Source organism: Microcoleus sp. AS-A8 (assembly GCA_039962225.1).
Classification (GTDB): Bacteria; Cyanobacteriota; Cyanobacteriia; order Cyanobacteriales; family Coleofasciculaceae; genus Allocoleopsis.
The window spans coordinates 109,642-132,548 of record JAMPKV010000012.1 but is presented as its reverse complement, the minus strand read 5'-3'; the positions used below and the strand labels follow the sequence as shown (position 1 = coordinate 132,548).

Sequence of the window (22,907 nt, the reverse complement as noted above, 5' to 3'; positions counted from 1 at the left end):
CTTATCAAGAACGCATTAACCCTTTAGGTGAAATGATCTCAAATTCTACACATCGACTTAATAAGGGTAGTTGCTCGGCACTTACACCCATAGGAGGGTCTATTGTCCCTTCAGCTTGCAGTCGCTTGGCATTGATACCTTGAGCAACAAGGACATTTTTGACCTTGGTTGCCCGTTCCAGTGCCAATGGCTGATTTTCAGTAGCCGAACCCTTAGGGTCAGTATGACCCAAGAGTTTGAGGTGTTTGTTTGGGTGCTGATCAAGAAATGCCCTGATCTGAGCAATTTTTGAGCGTTCCTCTGATTTTATCTCGGAAGAACCCTGGTCAAAGTAAATTCGGGAGGCGATCGCCTGAGATTGCAGTTGTACGGTATTGCTGACGGACTTCACTCCGGGAATTTGCAAAAAGGCTTGTGTGATTTGCTTGGCATCGTCTTGCTCAAGTACCGCTCCCTTGACGGTGACGGCTCCCTCACTATAATCGGCTGCAATCACCGCCCCCTGAATCTGATTTAGAATATTAGCCACTCGCTTCACTTCCGCTGCTGCCAACACCGGATCGGGGGGCACTTCCACAGGGATAATCGTATTGTGTATGCTGACTTTGGGTTCGACTTCCTTGGCAATTTTTTCGGCTCTAGAACGAAGATATTGATTGGGTAACTTTCCACTCAGCTTGATTGTTCCCAGATTGGCGTCTACCCCAACCCGATAAACCGCTAACTCTGGATCAGATGCTAAAGCTAGGTTGATTTCTTTTTCACGACGACGGTCTGTTGAACTCAAATGTTGATAGATTCCTATCGGTAAAGAAATCGCGATTAATGCTGTTAAACCGATGAGTAACAGGCCAACAGGAGCTTGAGATTTTTCAGTGGCTGAAGTTGTATCGGGAAGTTTTGTTAAGTCTTTGAGGAGCTGGTGTACCTCTTCAGGAACATTATCCGGGTCGCCATCAAATAATTCGATGGGTTTACCTTGTTTTTGAATGATAGTACTCAGCGTACTACGCATCTTTTGCATAAATGAGCGAGGAGGTTCTCCTTTGGTTACTGCCGCTAGGTAACAGTATCCCGCCACTTCCAGGATAATTCTTGAATCGCCATAGTCAATTTGATCGATCTCCGAAACACTTCCAGTCTGGGCGATTACATCATTGACAAAACTGCGGATCGCCGTAAGCATACCTGCCACCATCTCCGACTCTAGGCGCTGGCTATCTGAGGGTTGCACTTCCGCAATTACCAATCCAGAGCTTTTATGAATTAAAAACATCGCCTGGATGGTAAACGGCATTGACTCTTTGAAGATGAGTTCTGCCTCAGAAATTCCCTGCACCTTGGCACGAGCTTTGCGAGAAAGTCCCTCTACACTGAAAGCATTTTCGACTTTTTCATTAATCGCTTTAATGGCTTCCGCCATGTATTTAGAAATGGTGCTACCAATGACGGGATAGAGAGCATCTACCATGGAATCCCGCTCTAAGATAATCTGTTCTTGGATAGCCTTCCCCATTTCTGGCCCTAGTGCTTTAGCAAAAGCCCCAGGCGAGTTGATCACTTGTTTGGCAACAGCTTCAGGTATCACAGGGGCTAAAGCCGTACTAATCGCCACGATATCTTGTTTAGCCCGACGCTGAATCATTTCATCAATAACTGGAGCAATGGCTTGAGCCACATCTTCCCTGGCATCAGCTACCTTTTGAGCCAAAAGATCAGCGATTAAAGGTAGAAGTAAACTACTTAATTGTGTAGGTTCATAAATTTGATGCTCCAGACTCTCTAATTTTTGTTTAAACTCTGCGAACGCCGTTCGAGAATCCATGACTTCCTGAGTCAGGAGCAGACGTTGCCAACGCTCAAATAGGGTAATTGAATTGTCTACATCTTGATCAGGCATCGAACCCATGGATTGATGGGTATATTGGTTTCGCTGCACTTTTTGCCAGTGAGATTCAATGAGCTGATTAAAGCCTTTTTCGGGCGGTGCCTCTAAGTTTTTGGACTGGCTTGAATCTACTTGAGAGGCAAGGGATTGGTTGGTAACTGCTGTTTCTTCCTGTTCTGGCGGATGAGGCTGAGATAGTCCCTTTGGCAAAGATTCCCCGGCTTGAGAAAGAAGGGATGGCTTTTTAGGCTCTGCTTCTTGCTGTTGTGACGTATAAGATTGCTCTCGCCGACTTTGCAAAAATTCAACCGCTTGAGAGAGAAGAGATGGTTTGTTAGGCTCTTGTTCTTGCTGTTCTGGTGGATGAGGCTGAGATAGTTCTTTGGGTTCACCTTCAACCCCATTGAGGGAGCCTTCTATCGCTGAAGGGTGAGCGACGAAATGAGACGTTTCTGGAGAATTTTTTTCATTGAACTGAGACTCAATGAGAGTGTTTGTCTCAGGCTCAAGTATATCTTGCGATCGCGCCGTGTTAGCCCCATGAGCAGCGTCAGCCTTTGGCGGTGCATCTTGGTATTCCTCCACCGACGCCAAACCCAGAGCTTCACCCGGACTGGGTGCATCTTTCTGAGACGGGGTAGATTCATCGGGAGGTTTTTGCGGTGTGTTCAGAATTTGTAAATCAGCCAATAAATCCACTAAGCCTTTTAGCTGGGATTTAGCTGAGGGATTTTCTTTTGATGAAGCCATAGTCTAATCTACTTCCCCTAAATCTTCACTTAGGCGGGTAGATGTCACCCGATGAAAATCCTCCTGGAGCCTAAAATTTTCTAAACTCCAGAAATTCGCTCAAGCAACTCTACCCCTTAGGGCTACTTGGTAGTTGAGTTCACTCTGAAACTTTGCTGGCTTCTATGAAGAGAACATCATTCGACTCATTGTTGTTATTCGCTTCTTTAAGCTCTTTAGCCAAGTCAGTGCCTTTTAGCCTTAAGCCCAACTCAAATAGAATGTCTGCCATATCATTTCTGGAAACCTTAGCGTTGGTAAGCAACGAGAAGCGCTTTTCCAGCTCATCAAAAATTTGAGACTTGAGATTTCGGGTATCGTCTTGCAGCTTTTCTCTGGTTTCTGAGAGTTCTTTGCGAATCGATGTTGTCTGGCTGACTAGCGTTTTATCAATCGATTCCAGACTTCCGGAAAAATTTTGGTAGGTGCGATCGATGAGTTGTCGAATATCTGCATGATCTTTCTGAAAGGTGAGGCTAAGAGACTTGATTTTTTGCTCTAGAGCATCAACGGATGACCGCAGTTCTGTCAAACAGTCCGTTTTGACTTGCTCAATGCGATCGTGCGTTTCCTTCTCTAGCAAAGATAAGTTAGATTCTAATTTATCAATGCGACTGTCATATTCTTGAAGCTTTGGACCGAATATTATATCACGAATGAGGTCTATATTCCCCATTCGATCTCGCATTTCTTCTTGAGTAATGTCCCTCATGTTGTTCTCTCTAATGGATAGTCCTTATTGTGTTACCGACAGTCTATTCGAGTCCGTGCAATTACTCGGTAACGACCTAGCATCTTGATTTTCTCTTAAAAGCAGCGGGTTCTCGGCGATTGCCATCACTATAACAAAGATTGCTGTTTGCTTAAGAGCGCTCCACGGATGCGCTCTCATCCGTTATTTAATGAGAGAAACCACTCCCACATTCCCCGTCTCCCATCCTTCACTCTCATCTCCAGCCCCACTGCCACTATTCCCACAGCCGACGCCGAGGTAGCCCATTAAGGCGTAGATGGCTATCCGACAGCAGCGCTGGGATATCCAACTCATGGGGGCAGCGGGGCAGGCAGTCACCGCAACCGGTACAATGATTACCTTTGACTCCAGCAAACCAGTGACCGGCGTTTTCAAACATTTGATAGCGATATTGACTGAAGTCAGTCATATCGTAAGCCACAGCCAAATTCCGTAAGCGTAAAACTTCTGGAATGTGAATGTTTTCTGGGCAAGGAAGGCAAGCGTAGCACTGGTGACAATGGTCAGTTTCTAAGGCATTCTTCGCTTGAGTTTCCAGACGTAAAAAAGCTTCAATTTCTATTGGTGTGAGGGGTTCATCTTGGTTGGCAACCCTCAGCGGTGCAGTTAGTTCATCGGGGTTAGCTGGCCCCACACTCAAGGTGGTAATGCGGCGATCGCCTAATAAAAATCTATAATTCAGATCTAAGGGTGAGAAGGGATGGCACAACTGTTCAAGCTTGGGCGGTGGAGTGTACAGGCGTCCTCCTTTGTCAGATGGGGAGATAATAAAGATGCCCATATCTTTATTGTGAGCTAACTCAATGGCGGGGGCATGGCGTTGGAAGAAGTAATAGTAATGAAGGTTAACAAATTCAAATAAATCGGTGTTAATGGTCGCTAAAATGATCTCCAATGGGGCGTGAGTGGAAAAGCCCACATGCCTTACTCGACCTTGTGCTACCGCTTCGCCGATCACCGACATACATCCTGTTTCGGACTCCACCCAGGCCAGATGCTCCCAGGTATTGATGCCATGAATAGCCAAACAGTCTAAATAGTCGAGTTGGAGGCGATCTAAAGACTCATCGAGCCACTGACGCATCAAGTCCGCATCTGGTGTGGGGGGCAACTTTGTTGTGATGTATAGCTGATCACGCGGTACATCAACTTCAGTTTTGATAATGTTTCCCAGATACTGTTCGCTCTTGCCGTAACCCCTAGCAGTTTCCAGGTGGTTAATCCCTACAGCGATCGCGTGCTGTATCGTTTTACGAGCCTCTAACTCAGAGGACAAACAGCGCATGGTTCCTAGGGAAAACACTGAAAGGAGTAGATTCGTTTTCCCAAACCGTCGATAATGCATTTTTAGATATAAGCTTCCCGCTATCAGCCTTCAGCTTACTGATTTCAAGCCCCTGAATTCAACCTGATCAAAAAGGGGTCTGGGTTGAACATTGGCAAGTTGGAGGTTAGTTAATCGGTTAGCAAGGCTTGCAGGTTACAGGTTAGTCGGTTAAGGTGATAACTTCCAACCTTCAAGATTCCAACCTTCAACGTTCCAACCTTCCAACCCAGTCCTTTGGCTGACCGAACACTTGAAAGCCAAGCTAGGAATCTGGGCCGGTTTTAAATCCCCGGCGCTGGGTAAAATCTTCGGGTCGAATGTTGGCGACAAACTCCCGAAAGGCGCGTCGTTCTTCTTCGTCGGCGTCTCGGTCAACTGGAATAGAAGCATCGGCAACTACTTCTTCCATCACCCATATCGGACTACCCGTTCGGAGAGCGATCGCGATCGCATCACTGGGACGAGCATCGATTTCTTTCTTGGCTTCTCCCTGGCTCACGCACAAAATGGCATAGAAAGTATTGTCCTGGAGGGAGTGAATGATCACCTTCTCCAGTTTCATGTTCCATCCTTCTAGCACATTGACGATGAGGTCATGGGTGAGAGGCCGGGGGGGTGCTTGTTTTTCCAAAGCGCTGATAATTGCTTTTGCTTGATCTTGCCCAATGTAAATGGGCAAGGCCCGTCTGTCCGAGGAATCCTTAAGCATTACAATCGGACTTTTGGTAATGGCATCTATTGCAATTCCAGCAACTCTCATTTCAATCATCGGCTTAGCCTCTATAACACGGTCAGCATCACGGGCATCAAAGCAGAGCGATAAACTAGCACTCTACGGCAAACAACTGGAACAAACACGACTAGTTTTGTTCCGATCGCTTGACCTGTCAACCGTAAAATCAGCCCTTGAGAACCTAATTTAATCGGGATCAACAAGGTGGTATTCTCCAAGTATGCCCCAGTCTCAGGACGATTGCTTTGGGATTTCCCGAAAAAAATATACAGTGTGCTGGAGAGTTGGCCTTCAAGAGGATTGGGAATGGGTGAAGACTTGGGAGACTCTTCGAGGAGATGAAAACGGGAAAATTTGAAAGAGTCTATCCTCTGTGTGATTATCTCCTTTGAGTTCGGTAATCCGCAGTTCCCTCACTTTCCGTCCAGCCGTGGCAGCGCACACATTAGGAGGAGTTCAACAAAAACAGTGTTTACAGGATTAATTCAAGCCCTTGGAACCCTTCGATCGCTGGGTGGCGATCGCTTCGATGTGTCCTGTCGCACTGACGCCTCGGAGGTTATCTTACAGGATTTAGCGCTCGGTGACAGCGTTGCCGTGGATGGAATTTGTCTAACCGTCGAGGAGATTTTACCTCATGGTTTTGTGGCAACGGCTTCAGATGAAACCCTTTACCGCACAACCCTAGGACAACAACAGTATGCTGCTGCCTATGTCAATTTAGAAACATCAATGCGAGTGGGTAGTAAGTTAGGTGGGCACTTTGTCACAGGGCACATTGACGGAGTGGGTTGCTTGCAGGAATCGGTACAAACGCCCAATTCCTGGGAGATGTGTTTTACAGCCCCCTCCACTTTAAGCAACCAGTGGCAGCATCAAATTGCCCGCTATCTTGTCCCAAAGGGGAGCATCGCCGTCAATGGCGTCAGCCTGACTATTGCTGATTGTGACCCTCAAGGGAGCTGGTTCAAAGCAGCGGTAATTCCTCATACCTATGCCCAAACCAACCTCAGCCATCTACAGATTGGCGGCTGGGTCAATCTAGAGAGTGATATCCTCGGCAAGTATGTAGATAAGCTGCTAGGTCATCGCGTAGGCGGAACGAACCGACAAGAGGACATTACACCCGCCTTTCTGGCAGAACATGGGTATCTTTGAAAGGGTGAGAGTTTGGACAAACAACCGTGGGACAGGCAAGATGCCCGTCCCACAGAAATCTGCTCAAGACTAACTGGCAAGTTAAATAGGCGACTGCTTAAAAACCGCGTTGCGGGACTGACTCCGGCGTAGCCTGCGCGACTTGTAGCGATTTGATAAATTGACCCAAAGCATATTCAATATTGGGTCTTGCATCCAACGCCACCCAGCCATTGGGAGTCAGATGTCGCCATTCAAAGTGCAGGTGAGGCCCGGTAGAATAACCCGTCGTGCCAACCCGTCCAATCACATTGCCCTGTTCCACCTGCTCACCGGGTTGGACAAAGATTTCGGAAAGGTGACCGTAGAGGCTTAAGTTATTGCCGTCCTGATGCTGCACAACCACCGTCAGACCATAGCCGCCCATGAAGTCAGCCGTAATCACCTGACCCGCAACCGCCGCGAGTACGGGTGTCCCTTCGGGTGCGCCAATATCAGTACCCGCGTGGAAGCGGTAATCACCTGCAATTGGATGAATCCGCCAACCAAATAGGGAAGTGATGGCGTTAGGAATCGCTAGAGGGAACATGAAATTAGCGTTGCCGACATTGGGACGCCCTGCGGGTCGGCTGGTCACATTGTAGTAAGACTGACCCCCTGGTGAAGTCAAAGCTTCCCCTGAAGCTTCAGGGAAAGAGAAGGACGAAGCCGGCAATAAATCGACGGGTCGGGGAGAATACGCGGAGTAGGTCTTCTGCCGAGGGCGACGAATACCTCTGAGCCTCAATCGCGCTGAACGAGGGTTAACTGACTTGGTCGATGCAACGGCTGGCGCTGGTAGTCTTTTTACTCCAACCAACTGAGGTTCTTGAGTCGTTACTTCATTGAGTTCAGCGTCTTGAGTGGTTAGTCTAGCCAGTTGGAGTGCCTGAGTGGTTACTTTAGCTAGCCGTGGTTCGTGAATGATAATTCTGACGTTATCCGTTTGTCGGTTAGCGATTGCTCGGTTGGGTGATTGTTTATTCGTGATGTCTCTCGTGATGTCTCTCGTGATGTCTCTCCTCGCCGTTTGTCGCATCGCTGTTGGTTGATTAGGCACAGCAACCCTACAGCTTCCACTCAAAAGTCGTCCATTTTGCGACACCGTTCTACAACCGGTTGAGCGGTCACTCAGGACGACAGAGGGCGGTTTCTTATCCCCATGACTTGCACCAATATTGTAGTCAGTGCGGTCAATGTAGCGATTTGTCGGCAAATTGGGAACTTGTGCGCTCTCTGGGATTCGATCTGGGCTGAGATACAACTTAGGAGGCTTCGCTACCGTTTCAGTGTCGGGTATAGACAGATCGGGAGCAGCCAAGATGGGTTTTTTCCGAACGGCAATGATGGGGCCTAGGGCCTCAGCGGTGCGTCGTAGGGTAGGAGGCTTCCTCAGCGCTGTTTCTGGTGTTTGTCGTTGGCTAGAGGGTTTTTTAAATGCTGTTTCTGGTGTTCGCCGTTGGCTTGAAGGTTTTTTAAATGCTGTTTCTGGTGTTCGCCGTTGGCTTGAAGGTTTTTTAAATGCTGTTTCTGGCGTTCCTCGTTGGCTTGAAGGTTTCCGGGTGGCTGTCTCTGATGTTCGTGATGGAGAAACTGGTTTTTTTGCAGCCACCGGTGCGGGGGGTTTAGCTGGGGCTACATGTTCCCGATTGGCTCTGGGTGCTGGGGTCTCTGGCACGATAATCGTGGTCACCACGGGCTTGCGGCTGGCTGGGGGTTCTGGTGCCGGTGCGGGTGCCGCTTTGACAGAGGTCGAGGGGGGTGCCGTTCCCGTATCGACCAATGAATCTGTCTGGGCGATAACAAAGCCGCTGCTGAGGATACTGAACCCACTCAATAAACTTAGCCCCAGCATCAGTCGAGGAGACCGATAGAAGACGCTTAAAAGGGTGCAACCAGACCCAGATGCAGTTTTTTTTGTCATTTCCGACTCACTCCTCATCAATTTTAATTTATTTGGAAGAATAAAGAATTTCAGTCAATCAATGTGCTGATCAATACGAATTGGCTCTGGTGATTCACCCTTTAAGAATTACCAGCGATAACCAAGACTGATTGTACCGGGCTTGAGGCAAATTTCTGTAGGGGCTGTCGCTGAGTTTAAGCAGATGCGTAGGTCCCCTATGGGGGTTACCCCCGTAATTATGCCGGGATTGCCATCAACAATCACTTGGCGTCCTTGAATCTGTAGGAACTCCAGATAAGATGGTAGCAAGCTTTCTATTCCTTGCTCTAACCAGCGTTGGTATCCCAATCTGAGTCCTTGGATCACAATGGCGGCTAACACTTCTAAGGAAGTAACCCTTGTGCTTAAGTGTGTTTCATAAAAGGATTGCAGAGTGATACCCCATTCAGGGACACGATTGCTCCAGTTAATCCCGACACCAACGACGGCTTTGGTAATTTCACCCTGATGCACACGGGTTTCGGTGAGAATACCCCCTAACTTTCGCCCCAAAAGTAGTAAATCATTCGGCCACTTGAGGGCGACTGGAATATCGTAACTCCTTAAGGCCGTAGCAATTCCCCATGCACTCGACATGGTTAGCTGAGCACTATTGGATGCCTGAAGTTGGGGCGTTAAGGCCACGGATAAGTATAGTCCACCCAATGTTGATTCCCATTGACGCCCCCACTGGCCCCGTCCTGCTGTTTGTTGAGCAGCAATCACAACGGTTCCATGGCTTGCACCCTGGTTGAGTAAGTCCCACAAGGTTTGGTTGGTGGAAGGGAGCATTGCAAATAGATGGAGGGACAGCTCTTGGGGTTCCCCAATTCCTGGGACGTTGCTCCCCACAGATAGCCGTTCCCCCACTTCTTCGAGAGCTATCTTATACTGTTGCTGGTTAAATCCCATTATTACGGGAACAAAGGAAATTGTTGCCTACGTTAGCATAGATCAATCAGAATTTAAAGAAATCCTGATTTTAGATTTTAGGGCAGCTTTTCTACAGGGTCATCGAGCGTGATTGAAACAATTATTCAAAAAACTGTGATGCATACTTGGTACTGGCAAACCTGGGAAGACATGCCTTATCTGACCTGTAGCCTTCTGCAAGACTGGGAACATGGCTTTTTCACTTCAGCCTTTTCGCCCCGTTTGCCGTCGGAAATGGTGAGCGTCCTCCGGCCTGAAGCTCAGGTTTATCGCGTTAAACAGGTGCATGGCAACACAGTACTGACGCCTTCTGAGATTGAAAGCGCGGTTTCTGTAAACAACGACGCTCAAGAGGAGCCGGAACGACCCTCGGCTGATGGTATCCTCACAGAGCAACCTCAGCAGGCCGTGTGGGTTTGTACGGCAGATTGTACGCCTGTGTTGATTGCGGATGAAAAAACCGGACAGGTTGCTGCCGTACATGCGGGTTGGCGGGGTACGGCGACTCGAATCGTACCCAATGCGATCGCACGACTTATGGACTCCGGTAGCCGCTTGGAAGATTTGCGGATTGCCATGGGGCCTGCGATCGCGGGTGAGGTGTATCAGGTATCCGAGACGGTTGCGGCTGAAGTAGGGGCAAGCATTATACCACAAGATAAAGCAGAATCTCCAGATGCTATTCTTGATTTCTTGCAGCAGCTACCCGACTCCCCGATACTCGAAGACGCGCATCCGGGACGAGTGCGCTTAGATGTGCGGCGGGTGAATGCGATGCAGCTAGAACAATTGGGTATCCCTTCTGAGCAAGTTGCGATCGCGCCTTACTGCACTTATCAGGAACCTGAACATTTCTTTTCCTATCGCCGGGATAAGCTCAAAAAAGTTCAGTGGTCGGGGATTGTTAGCAAGACACCCAACTAAATAGTGTAATCAAATAATTACTAATTCGTAATTCGTAATGAAAGACGGAAGCCCCTACTAAATTTTTAATTTAGTGGTACTCTCTACAATCAAAGTTATTATTGTGCCATTCAAGGTACTCTTTGGCAGGTAAATCTTCAGTTTGAGAAGGTAACACTTTTAAAGGTTCTCTATGAAACCCATAATAATATCCACCATTCTCACAGTCTTCTCTAATACGCTTACTAACTTCTATCCGAAAGTCTTTATTTTTAGATTCCTTAATTGTGATGAAAAACCTATCAAATAGCCTATGCCAATCTACCCTTAGTAAAAGACCATTATTAACGGTATGTGGCCCTGATTCAGAATAGGGTTTGATATGAGCTGCATCTAATACATGGAGTAGAGGTTCTCCAGTGATTGCACATTGTCTATTGTAGGCATCCCTTACAATAACTTGAAAAGCACCTTGACCTAAACGATTAGCCCGCAGGTATGGAGAACCATAACGTCCACCCTCTTCAGAGACTGAAGTAGATTCTATCTCGCTTATATCTGGGGAAACTCCATTTAATTGTGCTTGCACATCTGCCCACAATCTTGCTCCTATTGGTTCATCAGTACCATACTTCTTCCCCCTAACTACGGAACGACTCAAATTCTCTGGGGCTGGAATCCAATCATTTTGGTTAAAAAAGAATGGCTGGGTGACTACAACACAGGTAATGGAGGGATCTATTTGAGTTTGACCTTTATTTTTTGTATAGCTTAAAATTTTATCCAATAACTCTCCATAACTAGATGTGCCATTTTTCTCTCCAAAAATTTCCCATGCAAGTGAAACGGGAAGATTTGTATGCTTAACAAAGATTCCTCCATCTGCGATGTCATGGTAGGGACGCTTCAATTTAAATAGGAAAGGCGCTCCTGGTTCAACTGCTGTTGTGAATGGTGGTTCTCCACTTGGTTGCCAAAAATTTACTTCATCTGGCAATTTTTTTGATAAAAATTGAAACCAATCATTATCAGTTCCCCCTACCCAAAATTTCATGGATTTCATTGTTAGATAATCTTTTTACTTCGGTTCTTTGATGGAACCCATGAATAGAAGCGTTCCTGTTTGATTATCCCGAATCGCACAGAAGAAGGGGCGGTCAACCACCATTTGGAAGGGTTCTGTTGGCATTTGGGCTGAGGTTAGCATTACACCCACAGAGGTTGCCGCAGCGGCTTCTGTGCCTTCTTCATTCACTTCTACGAAGGTTTTGTGCCTGACTTGATCAATGGCAACTGAAGCTGAAGTCATATTTGAAAAATTGGCTCCAGTATTGAAAGCCGACTCCATCCCCAGGGCTTTTAGGGCGCTGTTGAGTTGAATATTGTAGTCAAATTTGAAGCGAGGCAACTGAAGTGAACCAGACCGCATTTGGAATTGGTTCATCCATAGTTGCCAGTTTTCGAGAGAGAGTTGCTGTTGAAAAGCGACTAAATTGGTATCTTTTTTGGGCAGGAAAACATACAAACTCAGACGCCCTTTCCCGTAAGGTAGACTCACCGCCTGGAAAGAGTCATTTTCATAATATCGATACTTACCGGACTGAGACATCATGGGATGTTGCTTCTGGCTACCATTCGACAGATAGAATGGGCGTTCAGCGGTTTGACTTTTATCGAACTGCTTTGTCCAGTTCCCTTTGAAATAAACAGCGTTAATTAAAAAGAGAACATCTTCGGGTTGAATTTGATTAACAATTTGATCTATTTTTCCACGAGTATTTTCTTGAACCCAACCGTTTATAGTTTTAGCGGCGTCAGGACTCGCAAAGTTTAGTTCAGTTACTTTGGCCTTATAAAATTGTTGATTTCTTTGTATAAATTCCGGCTTGAATGGGGTGCCTTGCTTAGCCCAGAGGGAGTTGGCAATGGATAGCTGAACATCAGGATCAGCTTTTTCTAAGGAGGATTTTAAAGTTTCATTCGCCTGGTTGATGTCTTGTAAGCTTATGCCTTGGAGTTCCAGCGCTTTTGCCATTCCTTGTTGCGTTTCGCCACTCGCCCCGTTGTAAGTCATGGAAAGTGCGATCGCTATACTGGTAGGCGAGACAAAAACATTCTTGTTGCTGTCCTCTTTAAGAACCTCTTGGAACAGCTTGAAACCAAATTTTGTATTCGCATCAACAAGCTTTGAATCCACGGGTCGATTGGGCGATTGTGCCATTAAACGTGAATTCTCAGGTTTTTGGGAGTTAGGGTGGGAGTCAAGAGCGTCGATTTTCTGCGCCATCAACCCTCCCACTAGTCCTGAGAGAACAATCCCTGCTGCCACAATAGCACCCACTCGATTGAGTTTTTGTCGATTCATCCCACTACCTCACTTGCTGATGCATTTCCTCTTTTAAGATGACCTGTTTCAGTGAGAGGTGTTCCAGTGGTTACAGTTTTGGCAACTAATCTAGTTAGTTTAATCCTGTTTCTTTTATTTTTCCCTCAATCCGGAGGAGTAGAGGTAGGTAAGGAATTATAACGAGGTAAGAAAAAATTTCTTAGCAATTAGGCTAAACACTTGGCTCGTTCTTTTGCCAGCCTAGTACATGTTTCATATTAGGCAATTTCCAACTGCTGACGAGCTTAGGCAGCTTTGGATCTAATTCTTTCGCCTTTTGCCACGCTACTGTTGCATCCTTCAACTGGTTTTGAGCATAAAGAATCGTACCTTGGTAGAAATGAGCGATTGCATTCCTAGGATGTACAGCTAACACTCCTTGAATCGCTTGGTTAGCAGCTACCGTATTTTCCATGTCTTGCTCTACCAGTGCCAACCCTATTCTTGCTTCTGGCAAGTCTGGTTTTAACTCCAAGGCTTTTTGATGAGCTTTACGAGCAGCTTCCAAATTGCCTAATCGTCGCTCAGCTTCGCCTATATTCGTGTATAATCCTGCATCGTTGCGGTTCTTCTGTATTTGATCGCGATAGCAGTTGATTTTGCTTTCCAGATAGTCTTTTTCCTTGTCGCTGAGACTAGTGTTCGTCAGCACGTCAGATAAGGGATCGTTAACCAGGTATCCGTTACAGAGGTTAGCCTCTTGAAAATTTGTAACTTTGACTGAGCCATCAAAATTCGTAACATTGACTGAGCCATTGTAATAGGGAAGGATAGTATAAATCAGCGCAATCACAGCGATGATAAGTCCAATCAGATTAGCCCAGCGCTCAATCCCTTGAATTACCTGCTTAATTTTAGACATAAGCGATTCAATTACTTGGTTAACTTTAGACATTTTTGAGGATTCTTTCTTCGACCAATAGTGCCGTTATTCCTATTCTTAAAACTTACACATTTTATTTAAGAAGTTGGGCTAGATTCCAATGCAGTGATTATTTTGCGTTCCACATCTTCAATGGATGCCATGATACTGTTCTCAGGTGAATCAAGAATTGATAGCTTTACTTCATTTAAGTGTTCCAGAATATTTTGACGGAGTACGGGTCGAGATGCATTAACCATGTTGTTGTAATCCCATGTATCCCAAATCAAAATTCCTACTGCCAAAACGGGATCTATAAGTTGAGCAGCCACCTTAGTCGCTATTGCACCTCCAGCTTTCGCCGCTATCTTGGCAGCCGCTTTAGCAGCAAAATTTAGAGCTAATTTACCACCTATGCCTGCTGTACCAACAATTATTGATTTAGTTGCTAGATTACTTGTTATACTTTCTGGTGACAAACTATAGTTACTAGCCCCAGTGTCATAGACTAGGCTGGCAAGAGTATTTAAATATCTTTCCCACTCTCTATCTGGAATTTTGTAGGAGTTTTTGATTGTAGCTAACTGCATACCTAGCCCTGAAGCATAATTACGGGCAACCCTTTCTGTTAATCTTGATAAAGATGTTTGGGCTTCTTCTGGGCTTAATACGAGTTCACTAAATTTATTTTGCAAATCATTAATCATTCTTCTTTGTAAAATTTGATTTGCATTTATATGTGTTTCATCTTCTTTCTTTAATAAGTTCAGGAAGTCTGCTTTAAATGCTAACCAAGCGAAAGGAATGCCAAATTCCATCGCTTTCTGATTAAAATAGCTAAAGTACCAATTTAGAAATTTATGATCTACCTTAACCATTAATTTATTGAGCCAATCATCTAATTCATAAGCCGCAAACTCTTCCGTACTATCATGTGATCTTCTGACTGCATCTATCAGCTCTTTGTCAATTTGATACCAGTCGGTTGATTCATTAGTACTCGCGAAAGCAGTTACATTCCCTCTAGGTGTTTTTAGTACATCAACGGCATAAGCTGGATAAATTTTTCCAAGAGCTGGAACCAGTCCAGTTAAAGTTAAGAGAAGGCTAAGAGTTAGACAGACAAGCAGCTTAAATAATCGACGGTGAAACATGTTATTTTCCTTGTCACTAATTTGATGATCGATAAGGGAATGGGGAGAGTGTTAATCGGGTATCTCCCCATCAATCTCTTAATTACATGAACTTATTGAGATTTGGCACAATCTTATTTTGTATTTGGTCAATTACGGTCATAATTCCGTTCTCACGGTTGTTGAGAAGGGAAAATTTTACTTCTTGCAAGTAAGCGGCAAGATTGTCATGCAAAATTGGCTTTTCCACATGAGCTGTGTGGTTAGTGTCCCAGACATCCCAAAGAATGATGCCCACACCAACCGTAGAATCTAAAATCGCTGCCCCTAACTTACCAGCCAGAACTGCACCCGTCTTTGTAGCAACTTTTGCGCCAGCCTTACTAGCCAGTTTAGTAACAACCTTACTACCAACTTTTAAGACAAGCGGAGCAACTAAAGGTTTTAGAGCTAAATAGCTACCACCACCAGCCAACACCTTCAAAGAAAGATTCGAGATTTTACCTTCAGTATCATTAATGGTGATGGCAATCTCATTGAGATAGCGCTCCCAATCTGCCTGGGGTAGGTTGTAACGTACTGGAATACTGTTGATGTTCTCCTTTAACTCATCGAGGTAGTGCTTAACAGCTTGTTGGGTTATGCGTTCTAGTCTGAGTTGGGACGTTTGTGGTAGGAGTACCCGTTTAGCAAATTCTTTCTGAAAATCTTCAGTAATGACTTCAGCAACTTTTTCGGCTGGGGTTGGATTATTGGGATTTAATAAACGACTCGCACCTGATGTGAGTTGAACAAAAAGACTCTTGTACTCGATCTGCTTCTGATTGAAGTAGCCGAAATACCAATCTAAAAAGCTACTATCAACTCTACCCATTAATTCATCAACCCAGAGATCGAGTTCTTTAGAGGCATAATCCTCGGCACTGTTATAGGCATTATCAAGCGACAGTTTCATGGCTTCATTAACTTTGCTCCAGTCAACTTGACGCTGTTCAACGACTTCTACCGGGTGCTTAGTCTCTGTAGTAATACTTTTAGTTGAAAAGGCTTTGGCTATAAATAGTTGACCGACAAGGGGAATAATCACAACCAGAATCACGCTCGCCCAGATAAAAGGGGCTAGTGTTCTGATAAATTGAACCCAGGCTTGGATTCTATCTGTTTTCTCGCCATAGGTAGCTTTGGCGTTAGTTTCCTGTGGCCGAGATATTTGCTCAACATCAGTGCTTTGTTTGTCAGCAGATTGCTGCTGGTTAGTGTTCTCAGGTAGCTGAGACGATACCGTGATTCCGCCTATACTATCCTGTTCATCCTTCCCTATCGAGTCGGTGGGTATACCTTCCTGATTCTGATCGTCAGTACTAACCTTCATCTTGTTTCGTCTATTTTTTTCAGGTGTTGTCCAAATTCTTCTCTATATAGCTGGCTATTTCCTCTATAAAATTACTCAAATTGTCGGCATGAGCTCACTGGAGAGTTCAGTAATAACCCCCTGGCAGGGAATAATGGACTCTCCATCTAGGTATGTCAACTCATATCTTGCACTAGCGCTAAAAACTGGGTTTATTGCGATTGTTGCAACCTGCAAACCTTGATTATTCGTTGAGAAACCCGATTTTTCAGGTCTTGTTGAGAATAGTGCAAGATGTCAGTCAAGTTTTGTTGACAAAGTAGCGCTGGTGGCGATCGCATCCCAACATCACAAAGCCAAAGCGTGATTCTTCAAGAGGAGTGGCAGCGCGATCGCATCTACTGACTCAAGTAAACCTCAACCAACTTCTGAGATTCCTGATGCAACTGTTCCATCAGAATTTGCTGACTCTCACCCGATAAAGCACTGAAAATGCTTTCCCACTCTTCATTAAATAGTTCTAAAATATCCTGCATCAATAATTGAACAATTTGCGGCTTTCTTCCTTCATCGCTTCCTGATACTCTCCCAATTTTCGAGATAACATTACTTAATCGTTTTTTTGTAACTAGCGCTAGCATTTCCTGACTCAACTCCTCTTCAATACTCAATCCTTGAGTTGGAGTTGGAAGAGGACTAAATTTTTGAGAATTCCATTTTGTTGCCTGATGAAATCGCCTATCTTCAGCAAATTCTGGAATCTTTATCTTCAAAATCGGTCTAACTTTCCCCTTAGGAGTTTCTACATGAATTAACTTAACGGGTTTAATCACAATCCCTTCTGCCGGATTTCTGAACGACAACTTCGGTAAATTTAATAAAGCCGGGATAGTAGAATCAAATTCTGGACTATATGCCAAGGCGTCCTCATATTTACCGATGAATAATGGTTCAGCGCCGATCATGCCGACTTGCTGAAATAGGCTTAGCGCTTTGTCATAATTTAGGTAATCTCGTGTTAACCCATTACCGATCCTTTCAACCGCCATATCAAAGGCACAGTATTCGATTGTCGGACAGTAAAAAATACCTGTTTGAACGGCCTGGATATGAGGAATAGAAGGAACCTCTGGATGAGGATATTCTCCCCCAAATAATTCACCGTATATAAACAGTTTTAGTAAGTCATTTCGTTCTGCTTGCAAAATATTGAATATTTTCTTGGCTTGCTCAACTAATTGAGCTTTCAAAGATTTATAATCAAAGAAATCTTCTTCTGGCTGTAAAAATTCTTTTCGTTTGGCAAAACGAACCTCTGAGCCATCGGTGACTATGCCAAAATTAGCGCCATGGATTTTTTCGGTTACGACCCAATTGTTTTTTTTGAAGACTCGATAATCGGATTCTGTAAGATGCCATTTATTCAAATTTTCTGATATTTTTTCATAACTCACATACGTCCAGTCAGTGCTGTTACCTTTTCCCATATTCATGAATTAATAATTTTTTGTTAATATATAGCGTTTCTCGATTGACCGTCAGAGTTGAGCATTCTGTTCAAGCCCAATGGGAGATGCCTTTCAAGTAGAGTTTCTTAACCTTATATATATAAGGCGATCAAGAGAACAGCGGGGTCATGGCGAATTATCAACGAGATCGGTCTGGGAAGCTGGCGCGGTATTTTGAGGAGCCAAAGCAACAGGTTTCCATCAGTCTGACCCCAAAAGCGATCGCGGGATTGGATGCATTAGCTCAATGCTATGGCGTTAAGGGGCGATCGGCTTTTCTCGAACTGTTAGGTCGGGGTAAGGTTCAACTTATCCCAACAGGTACGAGTAGAGCCTGTTCAAAAGCATTTCCAGCAAAGGCAGGAAGGCGTGATGAATCATTTAGTTAGTCCCTCAACTATGCCCTCCTTACAAAGGGTTGCTAAAGTGGCGGCTGCCTTTGTGGTTAGCATTGGCTGTCTAGTACTGATCGGCTGGATTCTGGACATTGACATTCTCAAGAGCGTGCTGCCCGGTTTAGCCACCATGAAGGCGAACACGGCATTGGGCTTTGTTCTGTCTGGAACATCCCTATTTCTGTTAATAGAGCCTTCCTCCAAACAGCGTTTAGCGGGACGGCTATGCAGCCTTTTTGTGATTGCGATTTGCTTAGCAACGCTGGTTGAGTACGTTTTGGGGTGGAATCTTGGCATTGATCAATTGCTGGCTACCGATGATCCGCAGCCAATTAACACGTTGAGTCCTGGTCGGATGTCTCCGCTTACGGCTGTGTGCTTCACTTGGATTGGTATTGCTTTATGGCTGAGTGGAGCAAAGACACGACAGGTGACTACAGCTCTAATTCGTTGGGTTGAAGTCTTATCTGTTTTGACCAGTCTCAGTGCAGTACAGGTACTCATTGCTTATCTTTACCAAGTTCAAGCCATTCTTGGTTTCATTGTTTATACCCACATGGCAGTACATACAGCGCTCTGCTTTGTCGTGTTAAGCGTCGGTATTTTGTTGGCTCATCCGCATCATGGGTTAGTGCGGGTGATGACGGCAGACAGTGCTGGAGGCGTTATTGCTCGTCGCCTTCTACCTGCGGCGATCGCTATTCCCTTGATTTTGGGATGGCTCCGGATTACGAGTGAGCGCATGGGTTTAGTTCAGCCAGCGTTTGGCATGTCCATACTGATTGTATTGTACATTAGCATCTTCGCTGGATTGATTCTCTGGAATGCTCAACAGTTGCATCGCATCGATTTGCAACGGCAATCGGCTGTTAAAGCTCTACAGCAAGCCAATGATGAGCTAGAAGCCAGGATTGGGCAGCGCACCACCGAACTGAGGGAAACCGACAATCGCCTTACGCAAAGCGAAGAACGTTTGAGCCTAGCGATCGAAGGGGCTGGCATGGCGACTTGGGATTTGGATCTGCAAACAGACAAGCTATTATGGTCAGCCCAGCATTTCAAATTGATGGGCTATGAACCTGTCGCCAGTGGCGAGGCAACGATAGAGATGTGGCGAAGTCGGGTTCATTCGGATGACTTGACGCGAGTTATGCAGGCAATGGAACGCGCCCAACGCGAACAAACACTCTTTTGTCCAGAGCATCGCATTATCCGAGCAGATAACGGTCAGGTGGTTTGGCTGAGAGTGTTTGGGCGTTTCTTCTACAATGAGGTCGGTCAAGCCGTGCGCTTTATTGGCATTCTCTTCGACAATACGGAGAAAAAACAGGCGCAAGAGGAGCGCGATCGCTTCTTTACCCTTTCCCTCGATATGCTGTGCATTGCCGGGGTCGATGGCTACTTCAAACAGCTCAATCCAGCCTGGGAAAGAATCCTTGGCTATACTCAGGCAGAACTCATGGCTCAACCGTTTGTCAGCTTTGTTCACCCCGAAGACCGGGCGAGAACGAGTGTAGAGGCTGAAAGACATGCGCGTCGTACGCCCGCAGTCAACTTTGAAAATCGCTACCGTTGTAAAGATGGGTCATACAAGTGGCTTTCCTGGGCATCGGTTGCGAGTCCTGAAAATGGTTTGCTGTATTCCGTTGCGCGGGACGTGACGGCTCGTAAGCAAGCAGAGCAACAGCTAGAGCAACAGGCAACCACCTTGCAGAGACAGGCTGACCTGCTGGAGTTGACATACGAGGCAATTATTGTCCGGGATGAGCAAGGAGCGATTACTTACTGGAACCGGGGTGCAGAAGAGATGTATGGCTGGATGCGAGAAGAAGCGATCGGTCATGTGACTCACAGCTTTTTGCACACCCAGTTTCCAGAGCCATGGGTTGATTTCGACAAAATTCTTTTGCAGCAGGAACGCTGGCAGGGTGAGTTGACCCACGCTTGCAAAGAGGGTCAGCAAATTATCGTCGAGAGCCGTCAAGTGTTGATTCGCAACGAACAGGGAATACCAACCGGATTTTTAGAAGTCAATCGCGATATCACCGAACGCAAGCAAGCCGAAGTAGATTTACAGAAATACAAAGACATTTTTCAATTTGCAGAACACGGTTTAGCCATTAGTAGGGGAACCATGTTCGACAGGGTAAATCCTGCGTTTGCTCATATGCATGGTTATACCGTCGAGGAATTATTGGGCAAGCCCATCCTGGATTTGTATCCGTCTGAGTGCCATACAGAGACTATCGCTTTTATACAACAGCTTAACGAAGCTGGACACCTTACCTATGAGTCGAGCCATGTCCGTAAAGATGGAACCGTGTTTCCGGTATTTATCGACGTAACGATAGTCACAGATGAGCAAGGCAATGCGCTGTACCGGATTGTCAATATATTTGATATTACCGAACGCAAACAAGCCGAAGCCGCACTCCGACAAACTGAAGAACGGTTCCGACGTGCCATTCTGGATGCGCCCCTGCCCATAATGCTCCATGCTGAGGACGGAGAGGTTGTGCAGGTGAATCATGCCTGGACAGACATTACTGGATACCGCCCTGAAGAACTTCGCACGATCGCAGAATGGACGGAAAAAGCTTATGGTAGCCAAAGCTCGTTGGTTCAGGCAGATGTTAAGCGCCTATACCATTTTGAACACCGTGTCTTTGAGGGAGAATACGCGCTCACAACTCGCACAGGTGAAAAGCGCCTCTGGGATTTTTACTCCGCGCCCCTCGGTAAGCTACCTGACGGCAGATGTCTAGTGATTACGACGGCGATCGATGTGACAGAGCAGCGGTTGGTTGAACAAGAGCAGCATCGATTAGCTTCCATTGTCGAAAATAGCCCTGACTTTATTGGCACAGCCAACCTGGATGGGCAGTTGATTTACCTCAACTTAGCCGGTCGCTCAATGGTTGGGCTAGAACCGACAGCACCAGTGAACCACCTGCGGGGAAGGGATTTTCATCCCCCTGAGTATGAGGATGACATGCAACATAACATCCTTCACACCATGATCGAGCAGGGATTTTGGGAGGGAGAATCACTGATGCGTCACTTCCAAACTGGACAGTTAATCCCCGTTCATCAGATTGCCTTTGTAAACCGCGATCGCCAAACCGGTCAGCCGTTGAGTATTGCTACCGTTGCCCGTGACATTCGAGAGCGCAAACGCGCAGAGGAAGCGATTCTTGACTTGAACCGAGAACTCCAGCGCCAACTGACAGAATCTCAAACGCTGCTGGAAGTCATCCCGATTGGTATTGGCATTGCTACCGATCCAGAATGCAAAAACATTCGCGTCAACCCCGCTTTTGCAAGGCAATTGGGGATTCCCTCGACAGAAAATGCCTCGCTCAGTGCGCCGAATCAGGAAAAGCCAAGCAGTTTCAAAGTTTACACTGACGGTCGAGAACTATCCCCAGAGGAGCTACCCATGCAGTATGCCGTTGCTCACGGAGTTGAGGTGTTGGATTTGGAGGTTGATGTCGTTCGCGATGATGGCAAAGTGGTGACCTTGTTGGAATATGCTGCGCCGTTGTTTGATGAAGCAGGCAAGTCTAGAGGTTGCGTGGCTGCCTTTTTGGATATTAGCGATCGCAAGCAAGCAGAGGCACAAGTCAGACAACTCAACGCCACGCTAGAACAGCGGGTTGAGGAACGCACTGCCCAACTGCAAGAAGCCAATAAGGAATTAGAAGCGTTCTCCTATACGGTGGCTCATGACCTGCGGGCACCGCTACGGGGAATTCAAGGGTTTGCTCAAGCCTTAGTTGAGGATTATGGCGATCGATTGGACGAAACAGCGCAGGAGTATATTCAGTATATTTTTGAGGGCACCGATCGCATGAACGAACTCGTTCAAGATCTGCTGGCATACAGCCGCCTCAGCCGTGAGCAAATCAGGCTTACGTCGGTTCGTTTGACACAGATTGTGGCAGAAGCCCAAGCGCAACTGCAATCAGAGTTACGCGATCGCCAAGCCGAAATCACCGTTACAGAACCTTTGCCTAACGTGATGGGGCATCGTCCTATCCTGGTGCAAATGGTTGTTAACCTGCTGTCGAACGGCATGAAGTTTGTGGTTCCGGGAGTCCAACCGCAAATCCGGGTTTGGACTCAAGAGCAGGACAACTGGGTGCGTCTGTGGATTGAAGACAACGGCATTGGCATTGAACCACAATACCAGGAGCAAATATTTGGCGTCTTCGAGCGGTTGCATGGCAGGGAGGCTTATCCAGGGACGGGGATTGGATTAGCCATTGTGCGAAAAGGAGCAGAACGGTTGGGTGGCCAGACTGGTGTAGAGTCAACACCAGGAAGAGGCAGTCGATTTTGGGTGGAGTTGCAAGGAGTGAGATGAACAGTTGTTACAGTTCGACGATTTTGCTGGTGGAAGACGATCCGGGAGATGTGTTTAGAATTCAACGGGCATTCCGCAAATCCAACTTAGACAGTTCTCTAGAGGTTGTCACCGATGGAGAAAAAGCAATTTACTACCTGAATGGAGAGGAACCCTATCAAGACCGCGATCGCTATCCACTGCCAGTGTTGATGCTGCTCGACCTCAAACTGCCGCGACGCTCTGGCTTTGAAGTGCTTAGCTGGCTGAGGAATGAGTCTACTATCAAACATCTGCCAGTTGTGGTTCTAACGTCTTCCGACCAGCCGGTTGATATTGAGCGTGCCTACGCACTGGGAGCGAATTCTTACTTGACTAAGCCGCCCGCTCCTGATGCTCTACTAGAAATGGTACGGGTAGTTGGACTCTATTGGCTTTCTTTTAATCGTTCACTCGGATAGGAATGAATTAAGATCTTT

Annotated in this window: 18 protein-coding genes; 5 read left to right on the top strand and 13 right to left on the bottom strand. The window is 46.2% G+C overall.

All coding sequences use genetic code 11. The features are described from left to right. Positions 1–4: 4 nt before the first annotated feature. From NDI48_20195 to NDI48_20175, 5 genes are all read right to left on the bottom strand, one after another. Positions 5–2,638, bottom strand: coding sequence for an OmpA family protein (locus tag NDI48_20195; GenBank protein MEP0833491.1), 2,634 nt, complete (start codon positions 2,636–2,638; stop codon positions 5–7). A 139-nt stretch (positions 2,639–2,777) separates the two neighbouring features. Then, complete coding sequence (locus NDI48_20190) at positions 2,778–3,389, bottom strand: hypothetical protein (protein ID MEP0833490.1); 612 nt, start codon at positions 3,387–3,389, stop codon at positions 2,778–2,780. A 256-nt stretch (positions 3,390–3,645) separates the two neighbouring features. Next, the gene (locus NDI48_20185; protein ID MEP0833489.1) at positions 3,646–4,776 is read right to left on the bottom strand and encodes an aldo/keto reductase; all 1,131 of its coding nucleotides are present in this window, start codon (positions 4,774–4,776) and stop codon (positions 3,646–3,648) included. A gap of 244 nt (positions 4,777–5,020) precedes the next feature. After that, positions 5,021–5,527, bottom strand: coding sequence for a bifunctional nuclease family protein (locus NDI48_20180; protein MEP0833488.1), 507 nt, complete (start codon positions 5,525–5,527; stop codon positions 5,021–5,023). Between the two features lie 11 nt (positions 5,528–5,538). Next, positions 5,539–5,694, bottom strand: a complete 156-nt coding sequence (locus tag NDI48_20175) for a hypothetical protein (GenBank protein MEP0833487.1) — start codon at positions 5,692–5,694, stop codon at positions 5,539–5,541. A 265-nt stretch (positions 5,695–5,959) separates the two neighbouring features. Here NDI48_20175 and ribE point away from each other — a divergent pair, with 265 nt between their 5' ends. Beyond that, entirely contained in the window at positions 5,960–6,649 is a 690-nt protein-coding gene (gene ribE, locus NDI48_20170; GenBank protein MEP0833486.1) for a riboflavin synthase, read from the top strand. Positions 6,650–6,746: 97 nt separating this feature from the next. Here ribE and NDI48_20165 read toward each other — a convergent pair whose 3' ends face one another. Both NDI48_20165 and NDI48_20160 read right to left on the bottom strand, forming a co-directional pair. Next, positions 6,747–8,591, bottom strand: coding sequence for a peptidoglycan DD-metalloendopeptidase family protein (locus tag NDI48_20165; protein ID MEP0833485.1), 1,845 nt, complete (start codon positions 8,589–8,591; stop codon positions 6,747–6,749). Between the two features lie 108 nt (positions 8,592–8,699). Beyond that, positions 8,700–9,524 carry a biotin--[acetyl-CoA-carboxylase] ligase gene (locus NDI48_20160; GenBank protein ID MEP0833484.1) on the bottom strand — a complete coding sequence of 275 codons (825 nt, stop codon included), beginning with the start codon at positions 9,522–9,524 and terminating at the stop codon, positions 8,700–8,702. Positions 9,525–9,662: 138 nt separating this feature from the next. On the opposite strand from NDI48_20160, the gene pgeF reads away from it, so the two are divergent. Next, positions 9,663–10,469, top strand: a complete 807-nt coding sequence (pgeF, locus tag NDI48_20155) for a peptidoglycan editing factor PgeF (protein ID MEP0833483.1) — start codon at positions 9,663–9,665, stop codon at positions 10,467–10,469. Positions 10,470–10,539: 70 nt separating this feature from the next. On the opposite strand, the gene NDI48_20150 is transcribed toward pgeF, so the two are convergent. From NDI48_20150 to NDI48_20125, 6 genes are all read right to left on the bottom strand, one after another. Further along, a complete protein-coding gene (locus NDI48_20150) occupies positions 10,540–11,511 on the bottom strand; it encodes an HNH endonuclease (protein ID MEP0833482.1) in 972 nt (323 codons plus the stop codon). Between the two features lie 15 nt (positions 11,512–11,526). Continuing rightward, entirely contained in the window at positions 11,527–12,813 is a 1,287-nt protein-coding gene (locus NDI48_20145) for a serpin family protein (GenBank protein MEP0833481.1), read from the bottom strand. A 193-nt stretch (positions 12,814–13,006) separates the two neighbouring features. Next, positions 13,007–13,696, bottom strand: coding sequence for a tetratricopeptide repeat protein (locus NDI48_20140; GenBank protein ID MEP0833480.1), 690 nt, complete (start codon positions 13,694–13,696; stop codon positions 13,007–13,009). A 98-nt stretch (positions 13,697–13,794) separates the two neighbouring features. Then, positions 13,795–14,850 (bottom strand): hypothetical protein, encoded by a 1,056-nt coding sequence (locus NDI48_20135; GenBank protein MEP0833479.1) that lies wholly within the window; start codon positions 14,848–14,850, stop codon positions 13,795–13,797. Between the two features lie 82 nt (positions 14,851–14,932). Then, positions 14,933–16,201: a hypothetical protein gene (locus NDI48_20130; GenBank protein ID MEP0833478.1), complete on the bottom strand. Its 1,269-nt coding sequence runs from the start codon at positions 16,199–16,201 to the stop codon at positions 14,933–14,935. A 377-nt stretch (positions 16,202–16,578) separates the two neighbouring features. After that, positions 16,579–17,673 carry an RNA ligase gene (locus tag NDI48_20125; protein ID MEP0833477.1) on the bottom strand — a complete coding sequence of 365 codons (1,095 nt, stop codon included), beginning with the start codon at positions 17,671–17,673 and terminating at the stop codon, positions 16,579–16,581. Between the two features lie 143 nt (positions 17,674–17,816). On the opposite strand from NDI48_20125, the gene NDI48_20120 reads away from it, so the two are divergent. From NDI48_20120 to NDI48_20110, 3 genes are read left to right on the top strand one after another with little or no spacing between them, the layout of a single operon-like run. Further along, positions 17,817–18,077 carry a hypothetical protein gene (locus tag NDI48_20120; GenBank protein ID MEP0833476.1) on the top strand — a complete coding sequence of 87 codons (261 nt, stop codon included), beginning with the start codon at positions 17,817–17,819 and terminating at the stop codon, positions 18,075–18,077. Then, positions 18,061–22,449 (top strand): PAS domain S-box protein, encoded by a 4,389-nt coding sequence (locus NDI48_20115; GenBank protein MEP0833475.1) that lies wholly within the window; start codon positions 18,061–18,063, stop codon positions 22,447–22,449. The genes NDI48_20120 and NDI48_20115 overlap by 17 nt, the downstream gene beginning before the upstream one ends. Then, positions 22,446–22,889, top strand: a complete 444-nt coding sequence (locus NDI48_20110) for a response regulator (GenBank protein ID MEP0833474.1) — start codon at positions 22,446–22,448, stop codon at positions 22,887–22,889. The genes NDI48_20115 and NDI48_20110 overlap by 4 nt, the downstream gene beginning before the upstream one ends. Positions 22,890–22,907 lie beyond the last annotated feature (18 nt).